Annotated in this window: 13 protein-coding genes, 1 pseudogene and 1 riboswitch; of the genes and pseudogenes, 7 read left to right on the top strand and 7 right to left on the bottom strand. The window is 73.5% G+C overall.

From position 1 onward, the window contains the following. Positions 1-7: 7 nt before the first annotated feature. Positions 8-421 (top strand): hypothetical protein, encoded by a 414-nt coding sequence (locus SMD20_RS08235; RefSeq protein ID WP_329577149.1) that lies wholly within the window; start codon positions 8-10, stop codon positions 419-421. Here SMD20_RS08235 and SMD20_RS08240 read toward each other — a convergent pair. Further along, a complete protein-coding gene (locus SMD20_RS08240; RefSeq protein ID WP_329577151.1) occupies positions 418-729 on the bottom strand; it encodes a hypothetical protein in 312 nt (103 codons plus the stop codon). The two genes, SMD20_RS08235 and SMD20_RS08240, sit on opposite strands and share 4 nt — an antisense overlap. A gap of 152 nt (positions 730-881) precedes the next feature. On the opposite strand from SMD20_RS08240, the gene SMD20_RS08245 reads away from it, so the two are divergent. Next, positions 882-1934: a fatty acid desaturase family protein gene (locus SMD20_RS08245; protein WP_442942455.1), complete on the top strand. Its 1053-nt coding sequence runs from the start codon at positions 882-884 to the stop codon at positions 1932-1934. A 7-nt stretch (positions 1935-1941) separates the two neighbouring features. Then, a complete protein-coding gene (locus SMD20_RS08250) occupies positions 1942-2469 on the top strand; it encodes a GNAT family N-acetyltransferase (RefSeq protein WP_329577157.1) in 528 nt (175 codons plus the stop codon). On the opposite strand, the gene SMD20_RS08255 is transcribed toward SMD20_RS08250, so the two are convergent. Continuing rightward, a complete protein-coding gene (locus tag SMD20_RS08255; RefSeq protein WP_329577160.1) occupies positions 2442-3818 on the bottom strand; it encodes a pentapeptide repeat-containing protein in 1377 nt (458 codons plus the stop codon). The genes SMD20_RS08250 and SMD20_RS08255 overlap by 28 nt on opposite strands. Positions 3819-4013: 195 nt before the next feature. After that, on the bottom strand, positions 4014-6242 hold the full coding sequence (locus tag SMD20_RS08260; RefSeq protein ID WP_329577163.1) for an excinuclease ABC subunit UvrA: 2229 nt from the start codon (positions 6240-6242) through the stop codon (positions 4014-4016). A gap of 62 nt (positions 6243-6304) precedes the next feature. Here SMD20_RS08260 and SMD20_RS08265 point away from each other — a divergent pair. Next, a pseudogene (locus SMD20_RS08265) lies at positions 6305-6922 on the top strand (helix-turn-helix transcriptional regulator); the annotation flags it as partial. A gap of 318 nt (positions 6923-7240) precedes the next feature. Here SMD20_RS08265 and SMD20_RS08270 read toward each other — a convergent pair. Beyond that, entirely contained in the window at positions 7241-7756 is a 516-nt protein-coding gene (locus tag SMD20_RS08270) for a DUF6010 family protein (protein WP_329592473.1), read from the bottom strand. Here SMD20_RS08270 and SMD20_RS08275 point away from each other — a divergent pair. Beyond that, positions 7755-8708, top strand: a complete 954-nt coding sequence (locus SMD20_RS08275; RefSeq protein WP_329577166.1) for a GlxA family transcriptional regulator — start codon at positions 7755-7757, stop codon at positions 8706-8708. The genes SMD20_RS08270 and SMD20_RS08275 overlap by 2 nt on opposite strands. Before the next feature lie 6 nt (positions 8709-8714). Here SMD20_RS08275 and SMD20_RS08280 read toward each other — a convergent pair whose 3' ends face one another. Next, entirely contained in the window at positions 8715-9221 is a 507-nt protein-coding gene (locus SMD20_RS08280; RefSeq protein WP_329577170.1) for an FBP domain-containing protein, read from the bottom strand. Positions 9222-9289: 68 nt separating this feature from the next. Here SMD20_RS08280 and SMD20_RS08285 point away from each other — a divergent pair, with 68 nt between their 5' ends. Further along, a complete protein-coding gene (locus SMD20_RS08285) occupies positions 9290-9880 on the top strand; it encodes a TetR/AcrR family transcriptional regulator (protein ID WP_329577174.1) in 591 nt (196 codons plus the stop codon). Here SMD20_RS08285 and SMD20_RS08290 read toward each other — a convergent pair. Both SMD20_RS08290 and SMD20_RS08295 read right to left on the bottom strand, forming a co-directional pair. Then, entirely contained in the window at positions 9868-10542 is a 675-nt protein-coding gene (locus SMD20_RS08290) for a CHAP domain-containing protein (RefSeq protein WP_329577176.1), read from the bottom strand. The two genes, SMD20_RS08285 and SMD20_RS08290, sit on opposite strands and share 13 nt — an antisense overlap. Positions 10543-10556: 14 nt before the next feature. Next, a riboswitch (cyclic di-AMP (ydaO/yuaA leader) is annotated at positions 10557-10697 on the bottom strand. Between the two features lie 198 nt (positions 10698-10895). Continuing rightward, positions 10896-11765, bottom strand: a complete 870-nt coding sequence (locus SMD20_RS08295) for an LLM class F420-dependent oxidoreductase (protein WP_329577178.1) — start codon at positions 11763-11765, stop codon at positions 10896-10898. Positions 11766-11887: 122 nt separating this feature from the next. Here SMD20_RS08295 and SMD20_RS08300 point away from each other — a divergent pair, with 122 nt between their 5' ends. Continuing rightward, positions 11888-12913: an iron-containing redox enzyme family protein gene (locus SMD20_RS08300; protein WP_329577181.1), complete on the top strand. Its 1026-nt coding sequence runs from the start codon at positions 11888-11890 to the stop codon at positions 12911-12913. Positions 12914-12969 lie beyond the last annotated feature (56 nt).

Here is a 12969-nt window from a genome sequence, read left to right on the forward strand (position 1 = left end):
TCCACGCATGGACGATGAGGGGCTCCGGCAGATCCAGCGGAACGTCGACCTCGCGATCGAGCAGCTCGGCCCCGTCAGCGGCATCGACTTCGGCCTCGACGCGGAGTCCGTCGCGTGGGTGGAGGGCTTCATCGAGCGCCGGCGGGCCCAGCCCGGCTTCGACCCGGACCAGGCGGAGGGCCTGGTGAACGTGCTCGGGTCCTACCTGGGCGCGTGCGTCGCGGCGGCCGCGGGCGGGCACTGGCACTGGCGGGACGACGGCGGGTGGGGCGTGGCCCTGCCCGACGGCAGCACGGCCTTCCCGTTCACCAAGGTCCGCAAGCAGCTCCGTGACGGCCTGGAGGGCGGCGAGTCGATCGCGAGCTTCTACCGGGTCGCCGTCGAGTTCATCGCCACCGGCAGGATGCGCGACGGCGGTTAGTCCCGGCCCGGGCCGCCGAGCAGCTCGCCGAGGAAGTCGTCGAGACCGCGGGCGAGAGCGTGCACGGTGACCTCACCGCCGGGTCCGGCCTCCTTGAGGCACCGTGTCACCCTGCCGGCCGCGCCCGGCGTCGCGATCACCTTGACGTGCCACCGGTCCCGCTCCGCACGACGGCCGGGACCGGTGGGCGTCACCTCGGCCATCAGCGCCCAGCCGCGCCCCAGCAGCGCGTTGGCCAGAGAGGCCGCCCGGCGGTAGCCCGCCAGCGTGGTCTCGCACTCCATCAGCTCCGGCACGAACTCGTCCATGTGCCCTCCAGGCCCGCATCCTCCTTCGCTCTTTCCGCACGCCGCCCGGTGAATCCTCGGGAGACGCCGGTAGGGCTGGCCCTACCTGAGGAAGGGGTGACAGCGGGGGTCCGCGTACCCTCTGGTTCTGGCGATGCTGGCAAGCGATCATCATGTGGACGACTTCGCCGGCATCGGAGGCAGATGTGAGTGTTGTAGACCTCGACCGACCGCAGCGGGGCAGCGACTTCGCCCGATTGTCGCGCCGCATAGCCGAGGCAGGCTTGCTGGAGCGGCGGCCCGGCTACTACGCCCTCCGGATCGGGCTGGTGGCCGCTCTGTTCGCGGGAAGCTGGGTGGTGTTCGCCGTCGTGGGCGACACCTGGTGGCAGCTTCCGGTGGCGGTGCTGCTGGCCGTGGCCTTCGCCCAGGTCACGCTGCTGGCCCACGACCTCGCGCACGGGCAGATCTCCCGCTCGCGGCGGACCGGCAGGATCGCCGGGCTGCTGGTCGGCAACCTGGCCGTCGGGCTGAGCTACGGCTGGTGGATGGACAAGCACACCCGCCACCACGCCAACCCCAACCACGAGGACCACGACCCCGACGTCGCGCCCGACGTGCTCATCTGGTCACGCGGGCAGGCCGAGGCGGCGCGCGGGCTGTCCCGGTTCGTCGGGCGGTGGCAGGCGTGGCTGTTCTTCCCGCTGCTCACCCTCGAAGGGTTCAACCTGAAGGTGTCGAGCTTCCGCGCGCTGCGCCGCCCGACGCTGAAGAACCGCCCGGCCGAAGGGCTGCTGCTGGTCGCGCACGTCGTGGCCTACGTGGGCGCGCTGTTCCTGGTCCTGCCGCCCGCCAAGGCGCTGGTGTTCCTGCTCGTCCACCAGGCGTGCTACGGCGTCTACCTGGGGTGCACGTTCGCCCCCAACCACAAGGGCATGCCGGTGCTGACCGCGGAGGACGAGCTGGACTTCCTCCGCCGCCAGGTCCTGACCTCCAGGAACGTCACCGGCGGCCGCCTCCTGGACATCGCGCTCGGCGGCCTGAACCACCAGATCGAGCACCACCTGTTCCCCGGCATGCCGTCCCCGAACCTGCGCCTGGCCCGGCCCATCGTCCGCGACTACTGCCGCTCGCTGGGCGTCGACTACGCCGAATGCGGCCTGATCGCCTCCTGGAGCCAGGCCCTGCGCCACCTCCACGACGTCGGCCGCCCCCTCCGGGCATGATGACGCCATGCCCCGCTTCGTGGACCCGGCCGCCGCGTTCCGTACGTCGTTCCTGGCCGCGATGGCCGAGTTCCGGGCCGACACCGACTACCCGCTGTCGTGGTTCGTGTCGGACGTGGACGCGCCGGCGCTGGTCGAGCCGGACGCGTTCGAGGCGTACGTCGCCCGCGTGCTCGCCGAACGGACCCAGGCCGGGGTGCGGCCCGGGTTCGTGCCGATGACCACGCTGTGGTGGGCGGACGGCGACCGCTTCCTGGGCAGGCTCGCCATCCGCCACCGGCTGACGCCCGCGCTGGCGGAGCTCGGCGGCCACATCGGCTACGACGTACGGCCCGGCGCCCGCCGGAAGGGGCACGCGACGGCGATGCTCGGCGCGGCGCTGCCGATCGCGCGGGCGCTGGGCATCGGCGAGGCGCTGGTGATGTGCGACCTGTCGAACGTCGCCTCGCGGCGGGTCATCGAGGCCAACGGCGGGCGGCTGATCGACGTGACCGAGCGGAAACGGCGCTACTGGGTACCCACCGACACGGCCTGACCGGCCGCTCCACCAAGCCGCACCCCCGGGGGCAGCTTCGTCCTGCCACCGGTCTCCGCCCCGCCCAGGTCCGCTCCGCTCAGATCCGCCCCGCTCAGATCCGCGTCCGTGAGGTTCGCGTCCGTCAGGTCCGTCCCGGTCAGGTCCGTCCCGCTCAGGTTCGCGCCGGTCAGGTCCGCGCCCTTGAGGTTCGTCTCCTTCAGGTCCGCGTCGCGCAGGATCGCCGTGCGCAGGTCCGCCCCACGCAGGTCCGCGCCGCTGAGGCTCGCGCCGGTGAGGTCCGCGCCGCGCAGGTCGGCCCCGCGCAGGTCCGCCTCGAACAGGTCCACCCCGCGCAGGTCCGCCCGGCGCAGGGAGGACTTGCCCAGGTCCGTCTGGAACAGGTCCGCGCCGCGCAGGTCGGCGCCGTGCAGGTCCGCCCCGCCGAGATCCGCCATGAACAGGACCGCGTACGGCAGAACCGCCCCGTCCAGCAGCGCTCCCCGCAGGTCGGCGCGGGTCAGGTCGGCGTGGTCCAGGTTCGCCCCGCTCAGCCGGGCCCCGCGCAGGTCCGCCGAGGTCAGGATGGCGACGCCCAGGTTCAGGCCGCTCAGCTCCGCGCCCGGCACCCGGATGCGCGCCAGGTCGCAGCTGCACACCCAGTCGCGCCCGGCGTCCGGGACGTCGTGGACGCTGCCGAGCACGGTCAGGGCCGTCTGCACGTCGGCGGCCGGCCGCCCGACCTGCCCCGGCGGCGCCGCCGAGCCGTGCTCGCGCACGTACGCGGCCATGACGTCGGCGGTCGTCACGCGGTCCCGTTCCGACTCCCGAGCCAGGCGTCGCAACGTGTGGATCGCGGCCAGGCGGACCTCGGCCTCCCCTGAGCCGAGCCGCCGTACGGCCTCGGCGTAGCCGTCGGGGCTGCGCCGCTCCGGCGCGGCCTCGATGGACCGGGCGTCGGCGTAGACCAGGCTGCCCGAGGCCAGCAGCAGCCCGAGAACGGCCCCCCAGGTGCTGACCCGCCGCAGCAGCGTGTCGACGGACTCGTCCGGCGCGGGCGACCGCGACTCGGCGCGGCGGCGCAGCCAGCAACCGGCCCCGGTGAGCAAGCAGGCCGCCGCGAGGACGGTCATCGCCAGCGGGGGAAGGTCCTCCGCCGGGTACGGCGGCACCAGGTGGCCCGGCAGCCGTTCCAGGACCGGCCGCCACCAGTCCGGGCCGACCGCCCAGGCGAGCACGGCCCCCGCGAGCACGACCACGGCGAGCAGGGCCAGGCCGAGGAGGGCTGCGGCGAGCAGAGCCGCGACGGGCGGGGCCACGCCGGGAGGCCCGGCCAGGGCCCGCCGGAGACGCGCTCGCCACGGGGTCACACCATCCATTCGACCCGAAACCGCGCGCGGAAGGTAGCCCCTGCCGGAGGATCTGTCGCCAGCGGAGGGAAGGCGCCCACGAGACGACGGCGCGGCGGTGCGGCGGCGTCCGCACGAGCCCCCGCCGCCGTGTGGCCGACCGGCGGGAAGGGCCGGGAGCGGCGAGCGGGCCGTCAACCCTGCCTGTGAGGGCGGTCAGTCCGCGTGGAGGGCGGTGGCGGTGGCTGTGTCCTTGAGGTCGGTGACCGGGCCCTGGTAGAGGATGCGGCCCCCGTGGCGGCCCGGACCGGGGCCGAGGTCGATGACCCAGTCGGCGTGCCGGATGACGTCCAGGTTGTGCTCGATGACGACCACCGTGTGTCCCTGCTCGACGAGCTGGTCGAGGACGCCGAGCAGGGCGGCGATGTCGCGCAGGTGCAGGCCCGTGGTGGGCTCGTCCAGGACGTAGAGCGCCGGCTCGGTGGCCTCGCGCAGCTCCCGCGCCATCTTCACCCGCTGGCACTCGCCCCCGGACAGCGTGGTGAGCGGCTGGCCGAGGCGCAGGTAGCCGAGGCCGGCCCGGTCGAGGTGGCGCAGCCCGTCGCGGATGTGCCGGTCGGGCAGCCGGTCGAGGGCGTCGGCGATGGTCAGGTCGTCGAGGTCGGCGATGGACAGGCCGTTCACGCGGTGGCGGAGCACCTCGTCGGTGAAGCGCCGGCCGTGGCAGGTCTCGCAGACGTTCTCCTGGCCGTCCATGAAGGCGAGGTCCGTGTAGATCACGCCGAGGCCCTTGCAGTCGGGGCAGGCGCCGGCCGAGTTCGCGCTGAACATCCCGGCGGGCAGGCCGCTGTGCCGGGCGAACAGTTTGCGTACGGCCCCGGCGATGCCGGTGTAGGTGACGGGGGTGGAGCGGCGGTTGACGCTGACCGGCCGCTGGTCGATGACGATCGCGTCGTGCTGGGCGACCAGCTCGGCGGCGAGGCTGGACTTGCCCGAGCCGGCGACCCCGGTCAGCACGGTGAGCACCTGGGCCGGAATGTCCACGGTCAGGTTCCTGAGGTTGTTGCGGGTGGCGCCGGTCACCGTGATCATGCCCTTGGGCGGGCGCGGGGCCGTGTTGAGCGGCGTACGGGAGGCCAGGGCCGCCGAGGTGGCGGTGCCGGCCGACCGGAGCCCGTCGAAGGACCCCTGGAACACCAGCCGCCCGCCGCCGGCGCCCGCGTCCGGGCCGATCTCGACGATCTCGTCGGCGATCGCCATGACGGCGGGGTCGTGCTCGACGACCAGGACGGTGTTGCCCTTGTCGCGCAGCCGCCGCAGCAGGGCGGTCATGGAGGCGATGTCGTGCGGGTGCAGCCCGACGGTGGGCTCGTCGAAGACGTAGAGCATCTCGACCAGGCTGCTGCCCAGGTGCTTGACGGTCTTGACGCGCTGCGACTCCCCGCCGGACAGCGTGGGGGTGGCGCGGCCGAGGTGCAGGTAGCCGAGCCCGATGGTGATCATGGCGCGCAGCTTGTCGCCGAGTGCCGCCACGACTGGCGCGACGGCCGGGTCGCGTACCTCTTCCACCAGGGCGGCGAGCTCGGTGATCTCCATGCGGGCCATCTCGCCGATCGTGCGGCCGAGGAGCGTCGCGGTGCGGGCGGCCTCGTTGAGGCGGTCGCCGCGGCAGTCGGGGCAGGTCTCCGACCGGGTGAAGCGCTCGATGGTCTCCCGCTTGCGGTCGGACAGGTCGTCGGAGGTGTGCAGGTAGATGCGTTCGAAGCGCTCCACGACGCCCTCGTAGTCCTTCGGCGGCCGGGTGCCGAGCCGGGCGGCGTGCTCGCCGCCGTACAGCAGCGCGGCGCGCTCGCCGGGCGTCCAGTCGCGGAGCGGGGTGCCGGCGTCGAAGACGCCGATGTCGGCGTACTGGCTGTACCAGTAGCCGCCGTTGCCGAACCCGGGCAGCAGGATCGCCCCGTCGGCGAGCGATCTGTCCAGGTCCAGGAACCGTTCGACGGCGCTCACGACGATCTCGCCGATCCCGGAGCAGGACGGGCACATCCCGGCGGGGTCGTTGAAGGAGAACCGGTTGGACTCGCCCACGTACGGCGTGCCGGCCCGGGAGAACAGCAGCCGCAGGTACGTCCAGGCGTCGGTGATCGTGCCGACCGTGGAGCGGGCGTTCCCGCCGATCCTGCGCTGGTCGATGAGCACGACGGGGGAGAGCCCGGCGATCTCGTCGGTCTCGGGACGGGTCCATCGGGGCAGCCGGTTGCGGGTGAACGGCGGGAACGTCTCGTTGAGCTGGTGCCCCGCCTCGGCGGCGATCGTGTCGAACACCAGCGACGACTTGCCCGACCCCGACACCCCGGCGAACACGGTCAGCCGGCCGCGCTGGAGGTCCACGTCCAGGCTCTTCAGGTTGTTGGTCCGGGCGCCCCGGATGCGGATGAACTTCGGCATGCGTACGACGCTACGAACAGTTGTGGCCACTTCCTGGCCGCATCCCGGGGAAGACTGGAGGCATGGCGGACGTCACCCAGCGCATCCTCGCCCTGCTCGCCACATTGCAGACCGGGCGGGCGTTCACCGCCGCCGAGCTCGTCGCCCGGCTCGGCGTCAGCCCCCGCACCCTGCGCCGCGACGTCGACCGCCTGCGCGCCTACGGCTATCCGGTGCGGACGCGGCCCGGCCCCGGCGGCCACTACCGGCTCGTGGCGGGCAGCGCGCTGCCGCCGCTGGTGCTCGACGACGACGAGGCGATCGCGACCCTTCTCGGGCTGGCCACTCTCGCCGCGACCGGCCGGGCCGCCGAGGGCAGCGTGGACGAGGCCGCCACCCGCGCCTACGGCAAGGTCGACCAGTTCCTGCCGAAACGGCTGCGGCACCGGGCCGCCCAGCTCCGGGCGAGCCTGGAGACCAGCACCGGGCGGGCCCCGAGCGTCAGCGCCGACGTCCTGGCCGAGCTGGCCGAGGCGATCCAGCGCCGGCTCGTCGTCACCTTCGACTACACCGGCAGGGACGGCGCGGTCACCTCCCGGCGGGCCGAGCCCTACCGGCACGTGCACCACAACCTGCGCTGGTACCTGCTCGCCCGCGACACCGCCAAGGACGACTGGCGGGTCTTCCGCCTCGACCGCGTCACCGGCCTGCGCACCTCGACCAGCACGTACGACCCCCGCCCCCTGCCCGCGGACACCGCGCTCGACTACCTGCGCCAGGGACTCGGCAAGGACCGCGAGCGCGTCGTCCTCACCGTCGAGGCGTCGCTGGCCGACGTCGCCGACGCCTTCGCCTACGAGGACGCCGACCTGGAGGCACTGGGGGAGCGGCGGACCAGGGCCGTGCTGGCGCTCGACACCTGGCAGTGGCTGCTGCTCCGCCTCGCCTTCCTGGACGTCCCCTTCACCGTCGAGGAGCCGGAACGTTTTCGCGCCGCGCTCCGGTCCTTCGGGGCGCGTCTAAGCGGCGGGGGCGGCCCGGCGCAGCCGGTCGCGCAGCCGGGCGAGCACCGGCGGGCCGCCCGCGAGGCACCACAGCGCGATGACCGGGTCGCAGACGGCGCAGCCGAAGGAGGAGTCGCCGACGAAGGCGAGGATGGGGCTGGCGTTGAGGTGGTGGAGGACGTCCCAGGCCGTGTGGAGCAGCCAGCCCACGCCGATCCACGTCCAGCTTTCCAGGCCGCGGAAGGCGACGTAGGTCATGACGACCGGGAGGACGAACTCGGCGTACCCGAGCCCGCCGCCGCTCAGGTACGCGGCACCCGCGCCGGCGACCAGCACGGCGTTGGCCCGGCGGCGGTGCGGGTCGGGGATCAGGGAGAGCAGGCAGACGCAGACGATCCCGATGAGGATCGGCATGAGGATGGACATGAGGTTGGACACGGGGGAACACGCTAGGGCCGGCCGATCGCCGGCCCCAGTGGCTGGAACGACAATTTCCCACGGGTTCCCGCCACCGCCTACGGTGTCCCGCATGCACACGGTGGCGGTCCTGGCGCTGGACCAGGTGGTGGCGGCCGACCTGGCGACGCCGGTCGAGGTGTTCGGGCGGGTCAGGGTGGACGGACGGCGGGCGTACCGCGTGCTGGTCTGCGCGGTGACGCCGCAGGTCGCGAGCGACGCCTTCACGATCGTCGCCCCGCACGGCCTGGAGGCGCTGCGCGAGGCGGACACCGTCGTCGTGCCGGGCTGCTCCGAGGGGGCCGCCCCGCCCGGCCCGGCGGCGCTGGAGGCGTTGCGCGCCGCGGCGGCCGGCGGTGTCCGGATCGCCTCCATCTGCGTGGGGGCGTTCACCCTCGCCGCCGCCGGGCTGCTCGACGGGCTCAGCGCCACCACGCACTGGGCCGCGGCGGCGCGGCTGGCGGAGGCGTACCCGCTGGTGGACGTGCGGCCGGCCGTCCTCTACGTGGACAACGGCCAGATCCTCACCTCCGCCGGCGCCGCGGCCGGGCTGGACCTGTGCCTGCACCTGATCCGGCGCGACCTCGGCTCGGCGGTGGCCGCCGACGCGGCCCGCCTGGCGGTGACGCCGCTGGAACGCGAGGGCGGACAGGCGCAGTTCGTCACGCACGCCCGGCCGCCGGCGCCGCGCGGCTCGCTGCTGGAGCCGGTGCTGTGCTGGATCGAGGACAACCTCGCCGCCGAGCTGACGCCGGCCGGCATGGCGGCGCGCGCCGGGATGAGCGAGCGCACCTTCGGCCGCCGCTTCCGCGAGCAGACCGGCACCACGCCGTTGCAGTGGCTGCTGCGCGCCCGGGTGCGGCGGGCCCAGCTCCTGCTGGAGACCACGGACCACGGCGTCGAGCGGGTCGCGGCGCAGGCCGGGTTCGGGTCGGCGACCGCGTTCCGTGAGCGGTTCAAGCGGGTGGTCGGCGTCACCCCGCAGTCCTACCGCGCCTCCTTCCGGACCCGCGGCCCTGCGGTCTGACCGGTCTCATGCAGATGTCGCGGCCACCTTGTCCAGGAAGGCGTACAGGTTCGTCCGGGTGCGGGCGAGTTTGTCCTCCAGGGTGAGGGACTCGTCGATGACGCCGCCGCCCGCGGCCTTCTTCCCGCCGCGCAGGTAGAGGGAGCAGGCGAGGTCGGCGCACATGTACTGGCCGACGGAGTTGCCCTGGCGGCCCGCCTCGCCGGTGCGGCGGGCGCTCATGAGCGCGACGCCGCCGTTGGTGTGCGTGGTCAGGCAGAGCGAGCACATGCTGCGCGCGGTGAAGCCGCGGGCCGCGCCCGAGGTCACGCGGAGCGCCACGCCGACGAGGGCGCCGTCGCGCTCGGCCACCAGGTACGCGCGTTCGGGCGCGCCCGGATCCCGCCAGCCGAGGAAGTCGAGGTCGTCCCAGGGCTGGTCGGGCAGGTCCTTCGGCACGTCGGCGCGCTTGGCCTCACCCTTCGAGCAGTTGATGAGGGACGCGCGGATCTCGCGCTCGGTGAGAGGTCTCATGAGCGGCGAGGCTAGTTTCCTTAATGCTATTATGCAAATGCTTAAAGGCTTTAAGTGATGGAGGGCACGTGGCACGAGCTGGACTGACCGCGGAACGCCTGACCCTGGCGGCGGCGGAGCTGGCCGACGAGCTCGGCTTCCACAACCTGACGGTCTCGGCGCTCGCCCGCCGGTTCGGCGTCAAGCCCGCCGCGCTGTACTCCCACGTCAGGGACGCCCAGGAGCTGCGGGTACGGGTGGCGGTCCTCGCGCTGGCCGAGCTCGCCGAGCGGGCCGCCGCCGCCCTCGCCGGCCGCGCCGGCAAGGACGCCCTGGTGGCCTTCGCCGACGCCTACCGCGGCTACGCTAAGGAACACCCCGGCCGGTACGCCGCCGGGCAGATCCAGCTCGACGACGAGACCGCCTACGCCAGCGCCGCCCGCCGGCACGCCGAGATGACCCGGGCCATCCTGCGCGGCTACGACCTGCCCGAGCCCGCCCAGACCGACGCCGTGCGCATGCTGCACAGCACGTTCCACGGTTTCGTCAGCCTGGAGACGCAGGGCGGCTTCGCCCGCACCCCGCGAGAGGTGGACGTGTCCTGGGCGAGAACCCTCGACGCCCTCGACTCGGTGCTCAGGAATTGGCCTCCGGACGAACCGGGAGGTCAGGCGGCGTAGTTCGGGTAGCCGTAGCCGACGACCTGGGAGGTCGGGCGGACTCGCTCCTCGACCTTGCCGTTGCCGGTGTTGCCCTCGATCGTGGAGATCGTGCCGTCGCCGTTGTCCTTGACGACGAAACCGACGTGGTTGATGGCGCTCAGGCTCTTGCTGCCGCTCCAGGAGAAGAACACCACGGCGCCGGGCTTGGCCTCGGTGCCCCAGCGGTCGTTGGCGGCGAACCACTTGGCGTGGGAGACGGTGTAGGCGTCCCAGCCGATCTGGGAGCGGGCGCCGCTCTGCTCGCCGACCCAGGAGACGAACATCGAGCACCAGGGGGCGTTCAGGTAGGCGTTCCTGTTGCCGCCGTCGCGCAGGACGGTCTCGCCGGCGCGGGGCGAGTCGGCGTACCACTGCTGGAACTTGGTGCCGCCGCCGGCGGCGTTCTCGGACGTGCCCACCTGGGCGCGGGCGAGGTCCAGCACCTGATGGGCGGTGACGTTCACGCGCGCGTCGCGGTTGCTGACGCCCTGCTGGGCGGCGGCCGCGGGCTGCGCGGAAGTGCTGTCGGCGGCCGCGGTCACGGCGGCGGTGGCGCCCAGGGCGGACACGGCGAGGGCCCCGCTCACCGCCAGCTTCGCGGCGTTCAGCTTCGGGGCACGGATGAAACGGCTGATGGCCATGAGGGATTGCTCCTTTGTGCTTCCGTGCCGCTTACCGGGTTAGCTGACGGGTTCGGGCGTGCGGAAGCTGCCCTACGGCACACGGACGTGCCGATTCACCCCGGTCGAGAACGGGTCCCCGGTTCCGCCTGTGGCGGATTCAGCGGCCGCGGGCATCGAAGGCCCGCGGTGGGAGTGGGATCGTACGCGGCGCCCGCGACGCGGACGCAGGCGAGCGCGGCCCGGTGGTCACTCGCTCCACGGCTGAGGTCGAGGCCACGCTCACTGGACGGTACAACACCCCTCTGACCTGCGTCATTCCCCGGTCACGAAATCCCCATGACGGGCGGCGAAGGTAATGCGCCGGTGTGCTCTCAGCCGCGTTCCAGTCCGAGCGCGGCGGCGGCCTCCTCCAGTGCGTCCAGATGTCCCTCGACCGGGCCGAGGCCGGCCCCCATCGTGTTGATCGCGAGATGCGTCGCGCCCGCCTCCCGCCAGCGTCCGGCGAGGTCTGCCAGCTCCCCGGCGTCGCCCGTCCACCCCACCCGGCCCTCCATGCCGAGCCCGGACGGGTCGCGGCCGGCCTGCGTGGCGGCCTCCTCGACCATGGCCTTGGCCTGGTCGAGCTCCGGCCCCGGAGCCATCTGGGGGAACCAGCCGTCGGCCAGCCGCCCCGCCCGCCGGTAGGCCGGGGGCGACTGCGCGCCGAACCAGACCGGGATCGGCCGCTGCACCGGCAGCGGCGCGAGCCCGGCGGCGCTCACCCGGTGGTGCTCGCCCTCGAAGGTGACGGTCTGCTCGCACCAGAGCCGGCGCATCACGGCGACCTGCTCCTCGATCCGCTTCCCGCGGGTGCGGAAGTCCGCGCCGAGCGCTTCGTACTCGACGTGGTTCCAGCCCAGCCCCACGCCCATGCGGAAGCGCCCGCCGGTCAGCAGGTCGACCTCGGCGGCCTGTTTGGCGGCCAGCACCGCCTGCCGCTGCGGCAGGATGATGATGCCGGTGACCAGCTCCAGCGACGTCAGCGCGGCCAGGTAGCCGAACAGCACCATCGGCTCGTGGAAGGTGGTGTGCACGTCGTAGGGGCCGCTCCAGCCCTGGTGCACGGCCGGGTCGGCGCCCACGACGTGGTCGTAGGCGAGCAGGTGGCGAAAGCCCAGCTCCTCGACGCGCCGGCCGTAGGCGCGTACGGCGCCCGGGTCCGCGCCGATCTCGGACTGCGGGAAGACGACACCGATCTGCATGCGTGGCTCCTGTCATCGTGATCTTCCCTCCCATCATCGCGGGCCTGTCGCGCCCGGCCCGCGACCGCCACGCTGCCCGGGGCGCGCGGTTTGGGCCTCAGGGCCCCGGGCAGCGGAGCCTGATGCGCCTGCCCGCCGCTCGCGGCCCCATCACCGCCGAGCTCTTCGAACGTCTCGCCGGGCCGCCCGCCGACCTGGACCCGCCGCCGGCGGCGCCGCGCCCCTGCGCCACGGCCCTGGCGGACGGCGACCTGCAGCTCGCCCTGTTCGCCTGCTACGAGCTGCACTACCGCGGCTTCGCCGGCGTGGACGACCGCTGGGAGTGGCAGCCGTCGCTCCTGGGCTTCCGGCGCGAGCTCGAACGCCGTCTGGAGGGCGCGCTCGCGGACGCCGTGCCGCGTCCCGCGCCGGTGCCGCCCCAGCAGGTACGCCGCGCGCTCAAGGAACTGGTCGCCCACGACGAGCAGCAGGGGCCGGGCCTGGCGGCGTACCTCCAGCGCGAGGCCGACCTCGACCGGTTCCGCGAGTTCGTCGTCCACCGCTCGATCTACCACCTGAAGGAGGCCGACCCGCACACCTGGGGCATCCCGCGCCTGCACGGCCGGCCCAAGGCCGCGCTGGTGGAGGTCCAGTCCGACGAGTACGGCGGCGGCAGGCCCGAGCGCATGCACGCCGAGCTGTTCCGCGGCACCATGACCGCCCTGGACCTGGACGACTCCTACGGCGCCTACCTGGGCCGGGTGCCGGGCATCACGCTGGCCGTCTCCAACGTCATGTCGCTGTTCGGGCTGCACCGCCGGCTGCGCGGCGCGCTGGCCGGGCACCTCGCCGCGCTGGAGATGACCTCGTCGCTGCCCAACCGCCGCTACGCCACGGCCCTGCGCAGGCTCGGCGGGGACGCCGAGGCGACCCGCTTCTACGACGAGCACGTCCAGGCCGACGCCGTGCACGAGCAGGTCGCCGCGCACGACCTGTGCACCGGGCTGGCGACGCAGGAGCCGCCGCTGACCGGCGACATCCTGTACGGCGCGGCGTGCGCCCTGGCCGTCGAGCGGCTGTGGGCGGAGCACGTGCTGGGCTGCTGGGAGCAGGGCGCGACCTCGCTGGAGGACGAGACGGTCGCCGCGACTAACCCACTAAATCAGTAGGTCTTGACGGATTTACTCCTCCGTGGTGTCCTCAAGTCGGCCGACCGCCGGAGAGG

The sequence above is a fragment of the Nonomuraea sp. LP-02 genome, from assembly GCF_036289125.1.
In the GTDB taxonomy this organism is placed as follows: domain Bacteria; phylum Actinomycetota; class Actinomycetes; order Streptosporangiales; family Streptosporangiaceae; genus Nonomuraea; species Nonomuraea bangladeshensis.

What these genes read in the sequence shown, in the direction of transcription:
- SMD20_RS08235 (WP_329577149.1), top strand. Translation starts at nt 8, where the DNA reads ATGGACGATGAGGGGCTCCGGCAGATCCAGCGGAACGTCGACCTCGCG.
- SMD20_RS08240 (WP_329577151.1), bottom strand. Translation starts at nt 729, where the DNA reads ATGGACGAGTTCGTGCCGGAGCTGATGGAGTGCGAGACCACGCTGGCG.
- SMD20_RS08245 (WP_442942455.1), top strand. Translation starts at nt 882, where the DNA reads ATGTGGACGACTTCGCCGGCATCGGAGGCAGATGTGAGTGTTGTAGAC.
- SMD20_RS08250 (WP_329577157.1), top strand. Translation starts at nt 1,942, where the DNA reads ATGCCCCGCTTCGTGGACCCGGCCGCCGCGTTCCGTACGTCGTTCCTG.
- SMD20_RS08260 (WP_329577163.1), bottom strand. Translation starts at nt 6,242, where the DNA reads ATGCCGAAGTTCATCCGCATCCGGGGCGCCCGGACCAACAACCTGAAG.
- SMD20_RS08275 (WP_329577166.1), top strand. Translation starts at nt 7,755, where the DNA reads ATGCACACGGTGGCGGTCCTGGCGCTGGACCAGGTGGTGGCGGCCGAC.
- SMD20_RS08270 (WP_329592473.1), bottom strand. Translation starts at nt 7,756, where the DNA reads ATGCGGGACACCGTAGGCGGTGGCGGGAACCCGTGGGAAATTGTCGTT.
- SMD20_RS08280 (WP_329577170.1), bottom strand. Translation starts at nt 9,221, where the DNA reads ATGAGACCTCTCACCGAGCGCGAGATCCGCGCGTCCCTCATCAACTGC.
- SMD20_RS08290 (WP_329577176.1), bottom strand. Translation starts at nt 10,542, where the DNA reads ATGGCCATCAGCCGTTTCATCCGTGCCCCGAAGCTGAACGCCGCGAAG.
- SMD20_RS08295 (WP_329577178.1), bottom strand. Translation starts at nt 11,765, where the DNA reads ATGCAGATCGGTGTCGTCTTCCCGCAGTCCGAGATCGGCGCGGACCCG.
- SMD20_RS08300 (WP_329577181.1), top strand. Translation starts at nt 11,888, where the DNA reads ATGCGCCTGCCCGCCGCTCGCGGCCCCATCACCGCCGAGCTCTTCGAA.